Raw genomic sequence first — 20,381 nt, 5'->3', positions numbered from 1 at the left:
TCACTAGTGTTTTCGTTAAAATTTGTATTATCGAATTTTCTAAAGTAAATATTCTATGTTAGTTTGATGTACTATGGTTTTAGTTAATTAAACAATAATCAAGTTAACTCAAGAAAGCCTTTGTAAGCTGGTTAAAGCAAACCCAATATCTTTATCATTAAATATATTGAGTTTTCTTTGTGCCCATTTAGCGCCAGCAGGCCAATTGGCCATGCCTTCTTTAATCGACTCAACGGTTCTATCACACCCTTGCTTAGTAACAAGCCAATCTACTGTAGATAAAAGTTCGAGACCAAAAGGAGATTCAAAGCCATTAATTACTTCAGTTGCTTCTTCTAATGCTGGTAAATATTCTTTAGCTTCAGTATTTAAGTACGTTGAAACTCTTTGCTTCTCTAATTCATTAAACCAAATTACATCTAACGGTTCGCAATCGGGAATACGTTTGTCTGACTTTAAATAACTACCATCAAGCGCATTCAATAAATGTTCTAAGTTATTGGCATATGGACCATAATAACTTGCTTCAAACTTGAGTTTTAATTCGTTTTTCAAGCCTGTATTTTCGATGGTTCTTTGTAAAAACCAAGCGAGTTTTTGAATTTCCAACAAGCTACATTCCATGCCCAAAATCCAATAGCGTCTCACTAATTCTGCAACCAATGCTCTTGCTGGAGTGAGTTTTTTAACGCCTGATTTTTTAGCCACATTTTGATATTGGCTGGTAGGTTCAAACACAATAATATTAGTGGTTTCAATGTCTGATAATGTTTTTTCAATTTCCGCTTTAACATCAGGCCAAGACAATCCACCTTGTCCTGCGCCAAGTGGCGGTATTGCTATAGAGCTAACATTATTGGTTTCTAAAAAATGACGAAGGTCGATTAAGCCGTCTTGTATCCATTCCATTTTAGATTTTGCACGCCAATGCTGCTTAGTAGGGAAATTAACAATCCACTGCGGACCCATTAATTCGCCAGTTTGCGTAACAAACATTTTGCCTGTATTTACTTGTTTAGCTTTGCAAGCGCTAGCATACTCAGCCATGTTTTTAGGAAAGCGCTCTTTGAACATTAATGCAATGCCTTTACCCATAACCCCAACAGTATTAACTGTGTTAACGAGTGCATCTGCATCTGCTTCGAGTAAATTGCCTTGTGTATAAGTGATCATTAAAAGTACCATCCCGGACGTACAATAACGTCCAAATTCATATTGCGCTGTTGAATATGTTGTTTTAATTGTTGTTCAACTTGCGTGTTGTAACAAACTATACCGACTAAAGCATTTATCGGACAATGTTGCTTTATCAATGCTTCTGCTTGGTAGCGTTCAAACTTAGCAGGATCATTTAGATCCCTAGCAAAATTTCGCGTTTGTAAAATAGGCCAATCTATTTTCCCCAAGTTATTTAAATCAGAGTAAAAATTCGCCCACTGATAGTATGCATGCATGTCTGTATAGACAAAATCTAAGTTCAGTTGTTCAACTTTGTGTAACGATGATACCAAAATAACGATATCTTCGTTAGCCCTCTGTACAACACCTCGCCCCGACTTAATATTGAGTAACATTGGCGAGAAAGGGGTAAAGTAAAACGGCACATAGTCATTTAAAGTACCAAATGGTGGAATAGGTACTGGATGAGTTGCTCGTTTCTGTATCAACTCTGAACTACCTATTGCTTCCCAATTAGGTGATTGCACCTGACGATTGCCACAAAAGCTATTGCCGCAATGTAAGCCGTTATCTAAAATCCACGGTATATTATTGCGATGCACAATACGCCATATCAGCGCTTTTTGTGGGTTAAGGGTTGCACTGTAGTCGTAGCTCATGATTAAGCTTCCTTCGCCTGCTTAAATGGCAATCTTGTGCGGCCTGTGAGTAGCTGTTGCATCATGCCTTGTTTTATTTGGCGGGTTTTCGCCAAGCGCTGTTCAAGCGTTTGGATTTCGTTATCCATATCCGAGAGGATAGTGGCAATTGCGGTTTGTTCTTCTTTGCATGGCAGCAGTACAGGACAACAATTGATAGCTTTCTGATCAATAGTTGTCATTGTTGCTGTCTTTGAATTTGCTATTAAATGTAGCCTTGAGTGTTTTGCCAAGCAGTTAAGGTACACATAATTATAATCTGCAATTTTAGGATTAACTCTAACTCTAATCAGATGGCTATCAAATACAACTTCCTTATCGCTTTTAGGTAAAACATTACAGAATGCTATGCCATTAGGAACTATAGATGAACGAGTAAAGAACAAGTCGCCTTCATTGACCTTAAACGCTTTTAATTCTGTTTTCGATGCATTGAATAGCTCTAACGATTCAACTGAGATCGGAGCTGAAGTATACATGTCTGATACGTTAATAAGCGGGACACCTTTTCCTTTTCGTGCAGGTTCATAAAATAGCCCATTTTGCATAGGAACAAGAGATATGTCAGCAATTGTAGAAACATCCCAATCTTCAGGAATCTCACCTAGTTCGCTAGGTTTTGTGCCTTTGCACTTACCTTGAGGAACGCCTTGCTTTTCGCCTTCGGTGTAAGTGGCGAATTGCGGTAAACGGGTTTTGCCAGTTAGCAATTGCTGCATGGTGGCGGTTTTAATCGCTTGCTTTTTGGCTATTAAATTTTCTAATTCCGTTAATAGTGCATCAACATCGGATAAAGCATTGGCAATGGCGGTTTGTTCTATACGGCTACTAGGGCAAGGAATAAGATAGTTTTGAATTGCAGAGAAAGGAACTCGCCTGTGACCTGCGCTTCCAACCATTTCACCTTCTAAATCTTGCCTTAAACTATTTCTAGTAGTCCAAAAGTATATAAATTTAGCGTCTGAGTTTTCTTTAGCGCGAAGTACATGAAACTCAGTACTGCCAAAGCCAAAACGAGTAGTTATTTTATCTGTATAGCAGCCTTTCCCATTTTCAAAGCATGGTGTAATTTTGGCTACTAATACGTCATTTTTTTCGAAGTAAGTAAAGCCAGTTTTAATTTGTTCGAATACTCTTTGTTGTGGGGTAGTCAATTGAGCTGATTCGCTGACATCTTGCATCCCAATAAACGTTACAGGGTCACTTGCTTTTATTGGTTTCCTGCTAATTGATTGTTCAAATAGTTCTCCAAAATTGATACTTTCCCAATCATTAGGGATAACACCTACATCAGTTTGTTTATATCCGTCAGGGACGATTTGTTCTAAAGCATTCATAATGACCACTCCAAGCCCATTGCTTTTAAGTGGTCTGCGACTTTATCGCTAAGGTCATCAACCGAGTTGGATAGCTTTGGTAACGGTGTGCTATAACGCTCTTCCAGCTCTTTAACACGATTAGCCATTTGTTGGGTCACACGTTCAATTTCTGCCACAATATTAGCTTGTAATGTTGCCAGCCACTTATCATCAACAATCAGGGTTTTAATTTCATCAATAGTCAGTTTTGGATATTGGTTAAATACAGCTAAATCTAATGCTTCTTGCGCTTCTTTCACCGCTTTTTTAGCAGCAGTTTCAGCGTTAAACAACTTGGTTGCTTGTTTCAGTGCTTTAACTTCGTCAACATCTGTTGCTAGTTTGGTTCGTGCTGCAACGCTGGCTTTGGTGATTTTGTCTTTATCGTTCATGGCGTCAGTTAATAAACAATCTTCAGCACTATTTTCTTCAAGATAGCCTTCAAGGGCTTGAGTGGCTTCGTCTTGTTTAGCTTGTAGGGCATCAACCTGCGCTTGAACACCTGCAAAGTAACGAGCAACTATTAAGCGTGGTGGAATAAGCTCGGCTTTGTACTTTGTTTTGTTGATAATTAAATCAGGCGTTTCTTTAAGCTTCTCGCCTTTCTTAGCCACTAACTCCCGTAAGGTATTACCTGCTTGCCAATCATCTTGCGCTATTACATACACATCGTCTTGTTGGGTATCGGCCCAGTAGTCCATCAGAATTTGGTAAATATCGTATTTGCTTAATAGGTCGCTATTGGCATAAGCATTCAGTAAGTTTTCTGAAATATTAAAGATAAAGTCTTTTGGATTATCACCCACTTTAATATCTTTTAATTTAGCTTCTGGTATCCACTGTTTAAATGGCAATAAGCTACGGCTGGCAAAGTCTTTAAACTCTTGATGCGCAAGAATGCTGCTTTTAACTTGGCTGGCTTCAAGCATACAGAGGCTGTAATCGTTTCGTTTAGGTTCAGGCGCTGGCTTGAATAAAGTCGCTCGAATGCTTGGAAATATTTGCCAGTAATGCTCTAGCGCATCGATATCACGGTTCGGAATGCCGCCTTGAAGGTGTGCGCTTAAATCGTGTAAATCTTCTGGCTCAGATGAGTCAATATAACGAGGGATATTAAGGTTAAAATCATTCTTGGCGATTTCGTCAATCGGTACTAATCGGCTAAAGCGTTCAAGCTGTGAACCTTTGTTAAATACATCAACAACTTTATGTATGTCTTGGCTACGCAGGCGGTTTTTATTGCCGTCTTTAATAAAGCCTTTGGAAGCATCAATCATAAAAATAGAGCGACCTTCAATGGTCGGTAGATTTTTATCGTCTTCAGTAAAATTAGTAACCGCTTTTTGCGCGTGTTCTTTATCGATCACGATAATACAAGCGGGAATACCCGTACCGTAGAACAGGTTAGCAGGTAAGCCAATAATGCCTTTGATGTAACCTTGCTTGATTAGGTTTTCACGAATGGTGGCTTCGGCATTACCACGGAATAATACTCCGTGTGGTAATATTACTGCCCCCTTACCGGTACTTTTTAAGCTTTTAATAATGTGTAGTAAAAAGGTGTAGTCGCCGTTTTTTTCTGGTGGTATGCCCCACGTAAAACGGTTATATAAATCGTTTTCTGGCGTTAAGCCACTAGTCCAGTTTTTGTTTGAAAAAGGCGGATTAGCGACTGCAAAATCAAAAGTTTTAAGTTGACCATCTGCGTCTTTCCAGTGTGGTTCAGAAAGCGTATTACCCTTGAAAATTTTAGCCGTTGTATTGTTGTGTAATATCATGTTCATACGAGCGAGTGCGCTAGTCGCGTTATCCATTTCTTGCCCGTAAATAGACAGCCCTCGGGGTGCTTCGTCACTGGCTTTTAATAATAACGAACCTGAGCCCGATGTAGGATCGTACGCGGTAGCATCTTGGGGGGTATCTTTTGTTATTCCCACTACTTTGGCTAATATTTGAGAAACCTCAGATGGCGTATAAAACTGGCCTTTTGATTTACCCGATTCAGTCGCAAAGTGACGCATTAAAAACTCATAAGCATCACCTAATAAGTCGTCGCCGCCAGCACGGTTGGTTGATAAGTCTAATCCCTGAAATATACCTACCAATTTGGTTAGGCGGTCAATCATATCTTTGCCTTTACCGAGCTTGTCTTCATCGTTAAAGTCGGCAACATCAATCACGCCCTTAAGGTCGTTTTCTTCAGCAAGGGCTGAAATGATTTTATTAATTTTATCGCCAATTTCTTTATCGCCTTTAGCGGCAATCATATCGTCATAGCTTGCACCTTTTGGTACGACTATCATGCCGTAAGGGTCGCCTTTAAATTTGTCGCTTACGTACTTCATAAATAACATAGTCAGTACGTAATCTTTATATTGGCTGGCATCCATACCACCACGTAGTTCGTCACAACTTGCCCAAAGAGATGAATAGAGTTCTGTTTTTTTAATAGCCATTGGAGTTTCGTTTAATCCTTTTGAAAGCGTTATTAGAGCAAGTCGGTGCTTAAGCCTGCGGCTTTGAGTCGTTGAGTGAGGTTGCGCATTTTTGAAAATTCAGTGCCAAAACTGTCTTTTAACCCTACACCTTGGCAAAACTCTTTAGCGGTTATGCTTTTTAGATTATCAGCGTATTTAATCATTTGTAGGTGCATTTCGACAGTAAACTGATTGCGTGGCGCGTTGTTTAACGCTGTTTTGATATTATCGAATATCACTTGCTCGTTCATAAGAGTGTACTTTGAGAAGAGTATTTAGCTAATTTATATAAATTAGCTAAATAAGCAAGTGAAGATTGATGATTGTTTTTCTTTATGTGGCTAACTTATTGTAAAAAATAGATTTACTGGGATGTTGATTTGATAAATATTAAGCCTCATTACTATCAATCAAACCTTAGAGTGTTTGCCATTTCAAATACATCATCAGTAACATCTTTTGCTCTGTGTCCTTTTCCTTCAGGTTGACAAACAAATTTAAGAGAGTCTCGAATTGATACTTTGTCTCCAGAATAGTCAGAGCCAATGATGAAATTATCTGCAAATGGAGCAATTGCATTTGCAAAGGCCGAATTGATTATATCTCGTGACTCAAAATCTCCGTTTTCTAATGAGATCATTGCACCAATTATTGCTGCGTCTATCATAGTGCCTTCAAGCCAATTGCATGACGAAGCGTATCCCATGCACCACCTAAGACCTGATTCTTGAATATACACTTCCATTTCAAGGGTTTTCTTTCCAATAAAACAAGAGCCGAACAAAAGTCCTGTTATGTTTTGTTGTTTCGATATATAAGATACTTCCCCAAGTATATGATCAACCTTTACATTCCCAATTTTATCTTCATACCCATGAGCAGCAATATAAATAATGGTATTTTTGAAGCCTTCACGGGTGATACAATCTAGTGCGTAATCAAAGCTTTTTTTATCGTAAAAGTTTGCATGAAAGACTTCTGTATCACCGGTATATTTTGCAATTCCTTGCATGAAAGGAACGACAGAGCTTCTGTTATTGTCTTTTTCATCTAATCCCCAAGGCGACTCTAAGACCAAAATTGCGTTTGTAGAGCTTCCTCTTCTTTTTATAATTCCCATATTATTTCCCTTTATAAATATTTAAAATCGACCCTGTAATGTACTTACAGTAACAAAAGTACTAGTAATTTCAATTTATATTAGAGGTTTGTTTGATATATAATAATTTAATTAGATATTTGAATTAATTGATATTAGTAACATATTATGAAAATTAAATAATTTTCTACTAGCTTATAAGACTAATAAAAATGAAACCTTTACGATACCTAACTCTTTTAGAATATATACCTATAAGCCCTTTAAGTATTTCAGTCAAACAGCTACAAGAAAACTTATCACTACGAGGTGTTGAATTATCAACCCGCATGCTCCAACGTGACCTGCAATCACTTTACGAGCAAGGCTGCTTCGGTCTCGAAAAAGATATGCGAAGTAAACCGTATGGTTGGTCTATCAATGCGCAGTGGCGAGGTAGCAACTCAAAAGTAATGAGCACTGAAGTTGCAGAGCACTATCTGCTACTAGAGCAACTACTACCGCAATCTGTCCCCAGAGATGTTAAACAGTCGGTACGTATTAAAGCAGAGCAGGCACTTAAACGTTTTAATGGCCATTTGCCCGATTGGCTATCAAGCCTGCCAAAACCTTCTTTAAAAGTGAATATTGATAGCAAATTAGTTGCGCAAATTGAGCATGCGATTAAGCATAAGCGTGTCGTGAGCGCTGAGCTTTATAGGGTACTTTACGATGAAGCACATTGGTTGAAGTTTGCTGAGTTGAGTTTTTACAACTTAGTTGAACAAGGCGGCGTTTTAATGGCGCAGTTTATGGTTGGGTCGCTTCACGATAAATGCTATCAAATGCCGGTTTATCGCATTCGTAATGTACATGTACTACAAAAAAATCGTAGAGTACCGAGTACTGAACAACTAAAAACGTTGCGCAGTGCTATTAATAAAGGCATGAACCAAGAGTGTATTGAGCTTATCGTAAAAGCTCCCAAACACTCTGCGGTTAATCAAGGATTTATTGAGCTTGGCGAGATGACCGATAAGCAAAGTATTGATGAAAAAAACGTATTACTTACCTACCAAACTATTGATACCGAGCAATTAACCGATGAGTTGCTTAAATACGCTCATTGGCTTGAAGTGATTAAGCCGGAAAAACTGAGGCAAAGAGTTATTTCTAAGCTTAAAGCGGCCACTACAAACTACCTTTGATTAATTTCAAACTTAGGTGCGTCAAAAGTTGACGCACCTATTTGTTATGCTCCTTTAAAAGTTAAGGAGTAGTTATGTTTCAATTAATTCAGCAAAATGATGGTTTATCAATCGGTGTATTTGGTATTGGTGGGTGCGGTTGTAACACGCTCAACAGTATTTTTGAACAACGTGAATCTGAACAAGCGCACTTGTACAGTGTTAATACCGATAAAGTGGTACTTGAACATACACAGAGTGATGAAGCAGTACTAATAGGTGCTGAGCTAACTCATGGTTATGGTGCAGGAGCCGACCCTAAAGTTGGACTACAAGCGGCAGAAGAGAGTAAAGAGCAGCTTTTAACGCTTATTAATGGCTGCGATATAATTCTGTGTGCAACAGGGTTGGGTGGCGGTACTGGGACTGGCGCTAGCCCGTATATTGCACAACTTGCTAGTGAGCAAGGTAAGCCCATTATATTTGTTGCTACATTACCATTTAGTAGTGAAGGGCAGTTTAGAAATAATATAGCGCAAGCAGGTTTAAATGAGCTTAAAGAGCATGCTAATGCTGTTATTACTCTCCCAAACGATCAACTTATTGAAGTGCTAGGTAATGATATTGGTTTATTTGACGCCTTTAAGCATAGCAACCAAATACTTCATTCACTGATAAAATCATTAATCGATATGCTTTGCTTTCAGGGGCTGATTAATGTTGATCTAAATGATTTTGCCAAAATTATGGATTGTCAGGGTGATGCAGTACTAGGTGTTGGTAAATGCGATGAAGAAAGCGAGCTAACTACTGCGCTTGATGGGGCACTTAACAATCCGCTTGTTAATCAAGTTGATATGTCATCAAGTACGGGTGTAATAATACAAGTAAATTGCAAAGATGAAATTTCACTGGGTAGTTATAATCTCATTACCGATACAGTACGCCAGCAAGTAAGCTCAAATGCTTTGGTTATTTGCGGTGTATCAAAAATAGAAACCTTAGCAACCAATTATGAGCTGCTAGTTATTGCTACGGGCGCGAGTTCAAAAATGATACTTGATGACACTAAAAATGAGTCAAGTTCTAAAGTAGTCGCCACTAAACCAAAAGCATCTGATATTTTTGATATTCCTGCTTTTATAAGAAATCAATCTGCACCACCTAGTAAAAGCTCTTTATAGGTTTGTAAATAACGACAACGCTGTATAGCAATATGTGAGCGCTACTCTAATATTTGCAAAGGACGGCGCTTTTTAAGCTTTTGGGTTTGCTGAACTATATTACCCCAGATAGTGGAATAAGCACTTACTGTGCTTTTGACTTTGGCGATGAAATTATTTGAATAATCTAATTTTAAAAATGATTTTTTAGTCGTTTTGTTTTTTAACTTAGCCTGTATTTTTACTTCTTTAAGTATTTCCTTCTCAAATAGGGAAAAGTTTTTATAAAGTGCTTTAATATCAGTGTTATATATTTTATTCGAGTGGTCATAATGTTTACTCATTGGATCGTGCTCTAAAACAGAGTGATGGAGCATTTTTTTAGACTCAATTTCAGCAATTGTTGATGACCCAATTTTTTTAGTTAGCACTTCTTTCATGTGCGATTTTAAGAAGCTGCGAAGTAGTGTTGGATATGCTCCGGCAGAGCCTTTTATATTTATGTTATCTCGCGAGGCCGCTACCATGTTTTTTGGTGCATGATATTTAAGTGCTCGGTTTAAACTCTCTTTACTGATGGGTTTTGAGTCGTCTTTAACCTTGCAAAATAAGTAGGTGCGGTTTATGTCTGGGTTTAATTTTAACTCTTGCTTTATTGCTTTTTTCATCTCGGGTGTGAGTTGTATTTTAAACTCTTTTTGGTTTTTCATTGCTCCGCGAGCTGTATGGGTTGTTTCAGGAAACGTTAAAAATTTAGGATTATCTAAATCATCTATATACGATAGACGTAGGTTGCAAATATTTATGGGCCTTAGCCCTGTAAACATCATCAACAGAACAGCATTTATTAATGTATTATTTTTAGCTGTTTTTAGGTTTATGTATAGCTGAGAAATTAGAGATATATCAGTATATGCCTTACAAGGAATAGGCTTCGCCGTTCGAGAAGATATATAATTATTGTCTATCTCTAGGAATGGATTAGTGCCGTTATTATATTTATTTTTTGCGAACACCCACAGTTTTTTCATCTGCTCGAATAACTTAGCCACATGCGGACCACTTTTCTCTGTTAGTAGTTGGTCAAGCGTTGCTTCTATTATCTCAGGCGTAATAGTTTGAAATAATGTATTTTTACCAAAGGCATTTTGAATTGCATTAAGGTAAGAGGTGTATGTTGTTACTGTGGTTTCAGCTAACTTGCTAGGGCTATGTTTATTTATTGACTGTAAGTTTTCTATTTGTTTACTCACTACAAATTCGAATGTGTAATTAGAGGTGTTCTTTTTGTATATTTCGGCCGCTTTTAATTTTGCTGCTGAAAAACTCATATTATTAGAATCACCAATCTTTGTGTTTTTTATGCCATGTTCTTTTTTAAAATGAGTAAAAAATTTAATAATGCCATCATGCTGGAATACAATTCTTATTTGATCTTTAAGCTGATATTTTGAAAGCCTTCTACCTTTGTCCTGCGCTAATATAATAGTCGCAAGGCTGGCTAGCTCTTCCATTGACTCGTCATTATACGGTGGCCTAAATGCATTAAATTCAGCCATGTAAAGGTCACGACTTTTAATCGTGACCTCACATGGTTTTATTGAATTTAATACTGATGTTGCCATTAATATATAAGCCTTAAAAAGTTAAAATCATCAAATAACTGATGAGGTATCGCTCTAATAAGGCAATGATATGAAATTAATTTTTTTTACAAAAACTTTGGTAAGTCGAAATTAAACTTTTTTTAATTATTTTTTGCTTTAGCTTCTTGGTCAGTTAAATACCTCTCAACAACAGCTCTTCCTTCTTCGGTTAAGATCAAATCTTTTGCTACTCTGCCCGTATCACCAAGAGGCTGATTAATGAAGTTTACATAACCTCGTTTATAAACTAGATGATCTTTAATCCTATCTCTCAGGGCTTTCTTTTGGTTGTTTTCTTTAAGGTTTTTAGCTTGTTTACTTTGCATACCTGTAAGTCTGAGTTTTTGGCTTTCGAGTTCTTTCGCTCTTTTTAAAATACTGGCTTCATGAATTTTGAATACATTAAATTTTAGCTTTGTTGAAGTGCCAAATAGCTCTTCAGATTTATCATAATTCAAGCCGTTTGGATCGTCCTCTTTTCTGAGGTGATGAAGCGCGAGTCTGGTGAGTTCTTCTGCGTGTTTAAAATGATAGCCGTTGGCAACCATAATCGCTTTTGCGTTGGATTTAAAAAAGCTTCGGCACATTGTGCAAAATGCACCTGCAGATCCTTTCATTACAATATTTCTTTTATCTCCTTTTACTGCATCAACAGGTGAATAATCTTTAATGATCTTATCCAGCGACCTTTTAGCAAATGGTTTGTTAAGATCGCGAGGCTGAAGAAATATATGATCAGGGTTACAGTTGGGTAATGCATTTTCCATCCAGGCTCTCTGCTCTAAAATAATGGCGCGCATGGCCTTGGTTAATGGCAGCTTATATTCTTTTTGGTTTTTCATTTCTCCACGAACCCCAACAACAGATGCCGGAAAGGTAATTAAGGTTGGAAAGTCGATACTATTGAGCCACTCCCACTTCATTTGTGGAATATTAATAGGGCGTATGCCTGTCAAAATCATAAATCGCGCAGCATTTTTTTGATGTACATTTGGGGCCGATGCGAGGTTTATCCATAATTCAGCTATCGAATCTAAGTCTGTATAAACTTGGCAAGGACGGGGGCTTTCTACACGGTCAGATACGTAAAAGTCATCGATATCAGCAGCTGGGTTTTTACCTGAGTTAAATTTGTTTTTGGCAAATCGCCATACCCTTCTAATTTGTGCAAAAAGCTCAATTGCTTGGTTGTTGGACTCTGCCTGGATAATTAAATCTACAATCTTTTCTAACTCTCCAGCTGTAAGAGATTGGAACGCACGCTTAAGTGGGAAATGATGCCTGAGCTTTTTTATTCTGCATTGATATGTTCTGAGCGATGAAGCTGCAAATTTAGTGGGTGCGGTGTTATGACGCTCTATTAAGCTTTGTTCATAAGCATCAAACACAGTTTTAATATTATGATTATTTAAAACGCCATATTTCATTTGTTCAGTGAGCTTACGCGCTTTTGCTATTGTTAATTCAGGTGCTTCACCTAACTTGGTATTCGCTATACCAGATGATTTTGGGAAGTTAGAGTAGAAAATAGCGGTGCCAGACTTGGTGAAAATTAGTCGAATATGGTGTTGTGCTTCGTATTTCGATAATCTTTTAGTCCGACTAGGTCTAAGGCTTTGTTTATCTGCACTTTTTTCTTCAAAAAATATGATATTTTGAGCCAGCGTAGCACACCGATTTATGTGCTGCATAGAAAATGGAGGTTTGAGCTGGTTCCATTCTAGTTTAGCTTTCGTGTATTGAACTTTGGTAAGCGTTGATAAAGAGTGCTTCACTTTGTAATAACCTATATAAATAAAGGCCTTGCGGCGATTTTTATTGATTGAGATCAACAAAGCAACAGAGAAAAATAGGCATAATTCGTGGCTGCAATTTACACCTAAAAATAAAATGGTGTGTTACGAATGTGTGCTACGATTTAAAGAAAAATAAAGGTTTATTATTGAACTGGACTTGTGTAAAAAGTAGTCAAAAAACATTTAGTTTAACTCTATCTTTTTGTTTTATAATGATATTAATTGAAAAGGCTAAAAAGTGGCTCTACTCATAAATAGCAAATGCATTAACTGCGATATGTGTGACCCAGAATGCCCTAATGAGGCTATTTATATGGGCGCGAAGATATACCAAATAGATGCAAACAAATGTACTGAGTGTGTGGGGCATTACGATAAACCTACTTGCGTAAGTGTATGTCCAATTGACTGCATAAAGCCCGATCCTAATAAGCGTGAAAGTTTAGATGAGCTGGCTGATAAGTTTGTGCTGTTGACTAACTTATAACTTGTTCAGGTATTTTGCTAAGCCGCTTTTACTATAGGTTAAAAGCACTACCTACATTACTTATTTAGCTTGTAGCTAAAGCCCGCAGTCATGCATTTTTAGTTTCAATCAAATCTCATTGCCTTCATTAATTATCAACTATATTGTGTTACCTTAAGGCTTTATAAACTCAAGTATAAATCTAAGTTTTAGATTGCATTCTATAGGAGTCTATTTTGGATATAGGTATTAACGCTATTCAGGCTGTATCTCCAAAACGAACAATATTTATTAATGATGAGTGCCGAGTATTTGTAATTGGCGATCTTGATGGTGATTTACCTGCCTTAAAAAACGCACTTAATAACGTAAATTTTAACCCTGAAAGAGATACTTTGTTTTGCCTAGGCGATTTTGTTGATCGCGGGGATAAAACATATGACTTATTTACATACTTACAAGCCATTAGGGCATGTATGATATTAGGTAATCATGAGCATTTAATGTTGGAATCATTATTAAGTAATGATAAAGCGGCTTTTAAATTATGGACTGACAATGGTGGCAATTGGCACAAGTCGGTATCGAGAGAAAAGCTCAGTGTTATGTGCGATGAGTTACTAACTAAACCGCTTTCAATAGTACTTGAATATCGCGGCTATAAAATTGGGTTGTCTCATACATTTTCACAATCGTGGGATTGGGAAAATTACCCTGATGATAAGTCGGTGATTGTCCAGTCTCTATTGTGGGATCGTGAAGTAGTTAAACAAAATAAGGTAGTTAAAAGTCATGGAGTCGACTTTACAATACATGGACATAACTCAACTAAAGCACCTTTTTGGGTGGGTAATAGTTATCATATAGATACCAATTATCTAGGAGGAAAGCCGACACTCTTAGAACTCTCTGATGTTATTAATAAATTAGATAATTAGTATAAAGTTCGTTGGTTGTTGAGCTCATATAAGTTAATTTTCAGTAAAGTACTCTTTTGCACCATACTAAGGATACTAAGCGTGGATATGTACTTTAAAAAGCGATCAGAAAATGATAACTACATAAATATCGAATAGCTGCGGTATAAGCTTTTCCAGGCAACTTAAACTTTTTATAAAGATCAAATTATCCCCAGTTTGAAAAATTTAACCATTAAAGAATAGCAGTTCTTTAATGGTTAAATTTTACTGAAAGAGCTATTTAGATTTTAAATTACGGAGTAAATAGCTGTTTATTTTGTGTAAGTAAATATACAAGCTCCGTTATAACCCATACATCATCAATATTATTCTGCTATAGCTATTTTCTTAGTCCAAGCTTCTGGCATGTTAAGTGCGCCAACCGCTTTTACCATACAACGAATTTCTTTCCCAGACTCTTCACTCGTAATATCGTAGGTATTAGTTGCTGTGTATGTTAATGGATAACCATCAGCAAACCAATAATAACGAATATCTGTAATATCTTGTAAATTAGCATGGCAAGTTATGGTGTCTCCAATTGTTTTTTCCCCTGTAATAATTGGTCTACTGGTAAAGGGTTTTGGAACTTGCATTATTTCAGATGTTTTTTGTAGTACTTCAATAGAGTCTATGGTGAAGCTTTCTTGACCGCTCGTCGGATTTCCATCGTAAGATCTAAGCGCATAGTCGAGTTGCAAATCAAGCCTTTCAAGATAGGTTGGTGCGGTTGGTACACGACCAATTTCAACCCACTTATCATTCCCAGCTTCATCTGTAATAGTCACATTTATATAAGTCATGTCATTATCAATAACAAATTCCCAGGTGTGATATTGGCCATCCCAAAATTCAAGACCACCTTCAATTTTGCTTTTTTGCTCCGTCAGCTCCCCCCAATATGCTTTGTAACTTTTATAACTAGAGTCATCTTTTGCAAATATGTTTGGTACGTGAGCATAGTGGTAATGAGAAGAAAGCCCGTTTAACCAAGCTCCATTTTTTCCATCGAATTCAAACCAATCTACTTCGATGCGGTTTGCTGTTCGCCAAAACAAAAAATCAGGATTATAAGACCAAAATGCTGGAAATAACCCCCCAGGCAAATCATTTTTGTCTATTTTAGGAAGCATACTACGAATGCGAAAAATTTTTGGGCCAGTCCAAGTATAGCCATGGCCAAGATCATTCACGCTATAAAAAGCACTTGCTTTCCATCTTTCGTTTTGTTTTCGTAGCAAAAGAGATTGTTTTTTTTCATCTTCATCATGGGGATAAACATTAAATGTTTCACTAGGAGGCATCAGCTGAGCACTCGCGCCAACTGCCGGATTAAACCCAGGGGCAGACCAAAGGTCAGATTCACCACTAAAACTCGCTTTTACTCGGTTATTACGAAAGTCATCATAAAATACCCTTTCAAAGTCGTCTGTAGCTACACGTTCCCCACCACCATTAATGCGTACTTCAGAGGTATCAATAGAGCTTCCCCAAGCCGTCCATTCTTTTTCATTATGAATATAACGATAAGGGAAGTCTTCAGCATCCATTACAGGTCTAATATTTTTATATGGATGCTTGTTAGGGAGATCAATTGAAGATATTCCATTACTAAATAACGCTTTATTAGTACTAAGACGATAAGCAGCCCAGCCAGTCATTTTTTGAACCATAGCTTCTGATGGTTCAGTTAAACCAAATACTAATGAATCATATGCCCAAGCCATATTACCAATATCTTTATCGCCAATGTATGAGGAAGTATTACTAATCCACTCGCCTGAAAAGCGATCTGGTTGGACTGCTTCACTAGATATTAATGTACCATTTACGGAGGCGAACATTTGACCATAGCGGATCCCGGCAACAATAACATTCCATGTTTTACCATCTGCGACCACGCCATTTTTAGTGGTCATAATTCGTTTATCAAGACCATTCTTATTTAGACCGACATACTGAATACTTAGACCGTTTGTTTTGTTATACCAGACTTTAGGAGATGATTTATTTGAACCTTCACCATGATTAATATCTAATAAAATAGTTTCGGCATTATTACCTGTATTAGCATCGATCCTAAATGTAAAAAGCATCCATCTGTAATTCCATCTAGCATCGCGCTGACCTGGCATTATTAAATATTGCCCAGAATTCTCCGTAAATTCAATACCGTTTTTCTTTGTCGTTTTTAAAGGCTGAAGGGAAGAATTTGTTTGCGTTGCATTAGCTACAATAGTCCCGCGTGAAGGGTGATTTATCACATTACCTATTTCAGTGTCTTCTTGAAAATAAGCAGACATAAGCCACTCAGGAAAAAGGTTTAAAGCCCAAGGAACTTTAGTTGTGCTATCAATTGCCCGTTTGGGAATACGCAGCGATAATGGGAGTCGACCAGTAGTTTGCTCTAGTACTGTTACTTTACCGTCATTATTGGTGTCATAATTAGCATTTAGTTCTGGATATTTATTCCCAAGAAAATCAAGTAATAAATTACGTTCGTGGTCATCATATAAACCATTATCATCTAGATCAAAGTTAGATTTTGCATTATGGGCATTACTGTCATTAATAAACCAAATAATAAAAAATACAGTAATGATTAATTTAATATTACTTTTCATAAATAAGCTCCTATTCAAAGTTAATTTATTAGGAATATTCATCCAAGCGAGTATTAAAATACAAAACATTGAATAAACAACGATATATAACTAGTTATATTTAGTAGTGGTTTAGCGTGTGACTTAATTAAGACGATTATTAAAAGTAAAAACTCCTTTTCTCCCACTTTTAAAAGTGGTTCTTTAGTATTGCACTAATGATTTTTATCAGTCATAAAGTTCTTTAATTAACCTTAGTCTATATCTTTTAGAAGATCTACTTAGCATCCTTTAAAATAAGGAGCAGCTTAGATATAAAGGTGTGCTTTCACATGAAAATCTTTATTTAAGGTCATCTAAAAGTCGTAAAATTAATATCCTATACCTATCAGTCGTTCGCAATAAGGTATATCTAGTTTTGCTTAAACTTAGGCGTATTGTTATACACACTGCTATTTAAGATTGATCTGAGATGTTTAGTTTAAAAGTAGTTACATTAAGTAGATTTTTATCAAAGCGATTCCTCTAATTTTAAGCCCCCGTTAATAAAAGATTAAGTTTGGTTGTATAAAATTAGCAAAATTTTTTTCTTTGCGTCAATTTGATCGCCGCAGAATGATTAACTAACTTGCTTGAATCAACATAAGCAGCTTTAAACGGAATAGCACTTCCTATGACAGCACTTAACTATAATAATAACTCAGTACACGCTTTGTCTAAACTTTCAAAATCAACATTGTGTCTTTCTATTTTATCGGCGATAGGTTGCGCCAATGCATTCGGTGTAGAAATAACCGATGAAGCAAAAATAAAAAAAGACATGGAAGTAATAGAAGTACGTGGTATCCGTTCAAGTATGGCCGAAAACTTAGATGTAAAACGTATGTCTGGCTCTGTGGTTGATGCAATTACCGCGGAAGATATTGGAAAATTCCCTGATAAAAATGTAGCAGACTCTCTTCAGCGTGTACCCGGTGTGGTAATTGAGCGTGATGGTGGGGAGGGTTCGTCTGTCAGTATTCGTGGTTTATCATCAGAACTTACCTTTACACAGCTTAATGGTAATTTTATTGCGTCTTCCCCGGGGGAGCCTTCGCGTTCGTTTGATTATGCTTTGTTACCGTCTTCAATGATTGAAAGCGTAGAGGTTTATAAATCGCCAGAAGCACGCTTAGATGAAGGTGGGGTTGGTGGTACTGTATTAATGCATAGCCGAAAACCTCTGAGTATGGATGCAAACTCAGGTGTATTTAATGTAGAGAGTACTTACGCTGATGTTACAAAAGAGTACGAACCGCAGTTTACGGGTTTATATTCATGGAAAAATGACGACGAAAATTTTGGTATATTAGTTGGCTATACATATCAGGAGCGAACAAACAGAACGCTTTCGGGCGCTACTGATGCCAATGTGTGGCGCTATACTGGCACTGGGCAACCTACAGATATAAACGGTAACGCAGTTGATAACAATAATGGTTGGGATGTTATTAATGATGCAGGCGGTAATAGTTACGATGGTGTTTGGTTTCCGCAAGTTGTGCGAGGTTCAGTTCTTAACGAAAAACGTGAGCGCGAAGGAATTCAATTTAGTACGCAATGGCGACCAACAAATCGTTTAGAGCTTGGATTTAATTACTTTGGCTTTACACTCGGTCAAGACAGAACAGAATCTGTGATTGATATACCTGAGTGGTCTTTAAATTCTGATTTTTTAACTGGTGTAAATCTTGATGGGTCGGGGAGTATTGTTACTGGTATGCAATACGATGTGATGGCAAGCGGTATTGAAAGTGATATGCAGTTTCCGTGGATGCGCGGCAGTTATGTACGTGAAGAATCCACCTCCGATACCTTTGATTTTAATTTAACTTATGAAGGTGATAATTTTAAAGCGCGCTTTGTAATTGGTAATACAAAATCAGAAGGGGGGCCGGAAGAAAGCTGGGAAGCCGCATATAAAAGTTCAAACGCGGGTGAAAACGCCACTACTATTCAAAATGCTGCTCAAACGGCTGGTTGGTCACTAGAGCAAAATAATGTATCACTTAATATTGACCCAAATACACTAGCTAACTTGCAAAGTGGAATTGGAGGCGGTCGTGATGCGGGCTCTTCAAATTCAAGTTTTGTACGCAGTGAGCTTGAGGAAGATTATTACCAAGCTGATGTGGATTTTTATGTTGATTGGGGCTTTTTAAAAACAATTAGAACCGGTGTTAAATACCGTAACTCAAGTCTTCATCGTGAAACTGGTAATACTTTCTTTTTAGATCCCAATTTCAACATAGCTGCAGGCGAAGCAAGCGAGCAAGGTATTACGCGTTTCGACAGCTACCAATGGAATGGTGGAATGCCATTAGCTCAAAATGTATTTACTAGTGAGAGTAATATTGTTGGTGGTTTTGGTATAAACCAAATGCCAAGTATCGACTGGGATAAATATCGCGATATGGTCACTGCTAGCTATGTACCTTATACACGTATTGAAGATAACTTTGTTTACGACATTGAAGAGAAAATATCTGCTTTTTATATTCAAGGTGATTTTGAGTTTAGTGAAGTAAGAGGTAATTTGGGCGTGCGTGTTGTGCAAACAAAAACACTTACTTCATCTACTGACTTATATACCTACCAATTAGATCACACAAATGACGAAACAGGCGAGCCAGTAACTGGTGACGCACGCTTTGTAGAAGACTATCAATTAGTCACTCAAGAAAACGAAGACACTCAAATACTACCAAGCTTTAATATAGCGTGGGATGCAACTGACGATTTAGTTATTCGGGCGGCAATAGCAAAAGTAATGTCTCGTCCTGATTACAGCGATTTAGGTGCGCAGCAGCGTATTACGTTTGTATCGGATGAATGGGCAAATGATAGAGCTGCATTTAATGAACAGCCAGGTTTTAGCGGCAGTGGTGGTAATAAAAACTTGAAGCCATTTGAATCGGTGCAAGCTGATTTATCTATTGAGTATTATTACAGCGAGGGTTCTGCTATTGGATTGGCGCTTTTTCATAAAAAAGTAGATAACTTTGTTGTGCCATTGGTAATTGATGTAGAGCAAAACTTTGCCGGTAAAAATAATATAGTAGATGCAGGAACCATTAATATAGCTCCGTATAGCACTGTAGGTAATGGTACCGATGCAATATCTAAAGGCGCGGAAGTATTTATCCAGCATGCCTTTGATAATGGCTTTGGTTTTTACGCAAATTACACCTATAACAAAACCAATAAAGCAGATGTAACAGTAAATGGTGAAGAGTTTGGTCAGTCGGCATTAATAGGCAGTGCAAAGTATCAGTACAACACCTCTGTTTATTATGAAGGTGACGCTTTTAATATACGTGCTTCATATAACAAACGAGGGGAGACAGTATTAGGCCTTAATAGTGGGTTAAATGTATATCAAGACCCGTACGAGCAAGTTGATGTTAATGCATCGGTTAATTTGTATGAAGGGCTAAGCTTAACAGCTGCTGTTATTAATTTAACTAAGTCGGAATCGGTAACGCGTTTAGGTGATGATACAGATGCACGATTACTTAACTCAAGCTATTCAGGGCGACGCTATTACGCAGGCTTTAATTATAGTTTTTAATTAACTGCATACGTAATACTTTATTAAACGCCAACTAAAAAATGTAGTTGGCTTAGCCTAACAGCACCTAATATTGTAGTTTTATGTATGCACGTAGTTTAACTGCTCATATGTTGGTTGTTTAATAGGCAAAAAAAGCTCTGCAGCCCTTTATTTGTATA

General features: G+C 37.3%; 14 protein-coding genes. 5 read left to right on the top strand and 9 right to left on the bottom strand.

The window, feature by feature from the left end; all coding sequences use genetic code 11:
* Positions 1–108 precede the first annotated feature (108 nt).
* The 6 genes from GQR39_RS18170 to GQR39_RS18145 form a co-directional block, all read right to left on the bottom strand.
* Positions 109–1,173, bottom strand: coding sequence for a macro domain-containing protein (locus GQR39_RS18170; RefSeq protein ID WP_165736278.1), 1,065 nt, complete (start codon positions 1,171–1,173; stop codon positions 109–111).
* On the bottom strand, positions 1,173–1,838 hold the full coding sequence (locus GQR39_RS18165; protein ID WP_165736277.1) for a DUF4433 domain-containing protein: 666 nt from the start codon (positions 1,836–1,838) through the stop codon (positions 1,173–1,175). Before GQR39_RS18165 ends, GQR39_RS18170 begins: the two co-directional genes overlap by 1 nt.
* Before the next feature lie 2 nt (positions 1,839–1,840).
* Positions 1,841–3,214, bottom strand: coding sequence for a restriction endonuclease subunit S (locus GQR39_RS18160; protein ID WP_165736276.1), 1,374 nt, complete (start codon positions 3,212–3,214; stop codon positions 1,841–1,843).
* Positions 3,211–5,691 carry a class I SAM-dependent DNA methyltransferase gene (locus GQR39_RS18155; protein WP_165736275.1) on the bottom strand — a complete coding sequence of 827 codons (2,481 nt, stop codon included), beginning with the start codon at positions 5,689–5,691 and terminating at the stop codon, positions 3,211–3,213. Before GQR39_RS18155 ends, GQR39_RS18160 begins: the two co-directional genes overlap by 4 nt.
* A gap of 32 nt (positions 5,692–5,723) precedes the next feature.
* Positions 5,724–5,963, bottom strand: a complete 240-nt coding sequence (locus GQR39_RS18150; protein ID WP_024611833.1) for a hypothetical protein — start codon at positions 5,961–5,963, stop codon at positions 5,724–5,726.
* A 155-nt stretch (positions 5,964–6,118) separates the two neighbouring features.
* On the bottom strand, positions 6,119–6,832 hold the full coding sequence (locus GQR39_RS18145; protein WP_165736274.1) for a hypothetical protein: 714 nt from the start codon (positions 6,830–6,832) through the stop codon (positions 6,119–6,121).
* A gap of 191 nt (positions 6,833–7,023) precedes the next feature.
* Between GQR39_RS18145 and GQR39_RS18140 the strand changes: the two genes are divergently transcribed.
* Together GQR39_RS18140 and GQR39_RS18135 are read left to right on the top strand one after the other, a co-directional pair.
* Positions 7,024–7,998, top strand: a complete 975-nt coding sequence (locus tag GQR39_RS18140; protein ID WP_240918222.1) for a WYL domain-containing protein — start codon at positions 7,024–7,026, stop codon at positions 7,996–7,998.
* A gap of 74 nt (positions 7,999–8,072) precedes the next feature.
* The gene (locus GQR39_RS18135) at positions 8,073–9,161 is read left to right on the top strand and encodes a cell division protein FtsZ (RefSeq protein WP_165736273.1); all 1,089 of its coding nucleotides are present in this window, start codon (positions 8,073–8,075) and stop codon (positions 9,159–9,161) included.
* 41 nt (positions 9,162–9,202) lie between these two features.
* On the opposite strand, the gene GQR39_RS18130 is transcribed toward GQR39_RS18135, so the two are convergent.
* Both GQR39_RS18130 and GQR39_RS18125 read right to left on the bottom strand, forming a co-directional pair.
* Positions 9,203–10,765, bottom strand: coding sequence for a tyrosine-type recombinase/integrase (locus GQR39_RS18130; protein ID WP_165736272.1), 1,563 nt, complete (start codon positions 10,763–10,765; stop codon positions 9,203–9,205).
* Between the two features lie 122 nt (positions 10,766–10,887).
* Positions 10,888–12,561, bottom strand: coding sequence for a hypothetical protein (locus tag GQR39_RS18125; protein WP_165736271.1), 1,674 nt, complete (start codon positions 12,559–12,561; stop codon positions 10,888–10,890).
* A 259-nt stretch (positions 12,562–12,820) separates the two neighbouring features.
* Here GQR39_RS18125 and GQR39_RS18120 point away from each other — a divergent pair, with 259 nt between their 5' ends.
* On the top strand, positions 12,821–13,069 hold the full coding sequence (locus tag GQR39_RS18120) for a YfhL family 4Fe-4S dicluster ferredoxin (protein ID WP_010554958.1): 249 nt from the start codon (positions 12,821–12,823) through the stop codon (positions 13,067–13,069).
* A 215-nt stretch (positions 13,070–13,284) separates the two neighbouring features.
* Positions 13,285–13,986: a metallophosphoesterase gene (locus tag GQR39_RS18115; RefSeq protein ID WP_165736270.1), complete on the top strand. Its 702-nt coding sequence runs from the start codon at positions 13,285–13,287 to the stop codon at positions 13,984–13,986.
* A 347-nt stretch (positions 13,987–14,333) separates the two neighbouring features.
* On the opposite strand, the gene GQR39_RS18110 is transcribed toward GQR39_RS18115, so the two are convergent.
* Positions 14,334–16,631: a hypothetical protein gene (locus tag GQR39_RS18110; protein ID WP_165736269.1), complete on the bottom strand. Its 2,298-nt coding sequence runs from the start codon at positions 16,629–16,631 to the stop codon at positions 14,334–14,336.
* A 652-nt stretch (positions 16,632–17,283) separates the two neighbouring features.
* Here GQR39_RS18110 and GQR39_RS18105 point away from each other — a divergent pair.
* Complete coding sequence (locus tag GQR39_RS18105) at positions 17,284–20,220, top strand: TonB-dependent receptor (protein ID WP_165736268.1); 2,937 nt, start codon at positions 17,284–17,286, stop codon at positions 20,218–20,220.
* Positions 20,221–20,381: the final 161 nt, after the last annotated feature.

This window comes from Pseudoalteromonas sp. C8 (genome assembly GCF_011378685.1).
GTDB lineage: Bacteria > Pseudomonadota > Gammaproteobacteria > Enterobacterales > Alteromonadaceae > Pseudoalteromonas > Pseudoalteromonas arctica.
The sequence above is the reverse complement of the archived record's forward strand: the minus strand, read 5'-3'. Positions and strand labels throughout refer to the sequence as shown.

Bases quoted from the DNA above. Each gene is read 5' to 3' on its own strand.
- GQR39_RS18170 (WP_165736278.1), bottom strand. From the start codon at position 1,173: ATGATCACTTATACACAAGGCAATTTACTCGAAGCAGATGCAGATGCA.
- GQR39_RS18165 (WP_165736277.1), bottom strand. From the start codon at position 1,838: ATGAGCTACGACTACAGTGCAACCCTTAACCCACAAAAAGCGCTGATA.
- GQR39_RS18160 (WP_165736276.1), bottom strand. From the start codon at position 3,214: ATGAATGCTTTAGAACAAATCGTCCCTGACGGATATAAACAAACTGAT.
- GQR39_RS18155 (WP_165736275.1), bottom strand. From the start codon at position 5,691: ATGGCTATTAAAAAAACAGAACTCTATTCATCTCTTTGGGCAAGTTGT.
- GQR39_RS18150 (WP_024611833.1), bottom strand. From the start codon at position 5,963: ATGAACGAGCAAGTGATATTCGATAATATCAAAACAGCGTTAAACAAC.
- GQR39_RS18145 (WP_165736274.1), bottom strand. From the start codon at position 6,832: ATGGGAATTATAAAAAGAAGAGGAAGCTCTACAAACGCAATTTTGGTC.
- GQR39_RS18140 (WP_240918222.1), top strand. From the start codon at position 7,024: ATGAAACCTTTACGATACCTAACTCTTTTAGAATATATACCTATAAGC.
- GQR39_RS18135 (WP_165736273.1), top strand. From the start codon at position 8,073: ATGTTTCAATTAATTCAGCAAAATGATGGTTTATCAATCGGTGTATTT.
- GQR39_RS18130 (WP_165736272.1), bottom strand. From the start codon at position 10,765: ATGGCAACATCAGTATTAAATTCAATAAAACCATGTGAGGTCACGATT.
- GQR39_RS18110 (WP_165736269.1), bottom strand. From the start codon at position 16,631: ATGAAAAGTAATATTAAATTAATCATTACTGTATTTTTTATTATTTGG.
- GQR39_RS18105 (WP_165736268.1), top strand. From the start codon at position 17,284: ATGACAGCACTTAACTATAATAATAACTCAGTACACGCTTTGTCTAAA.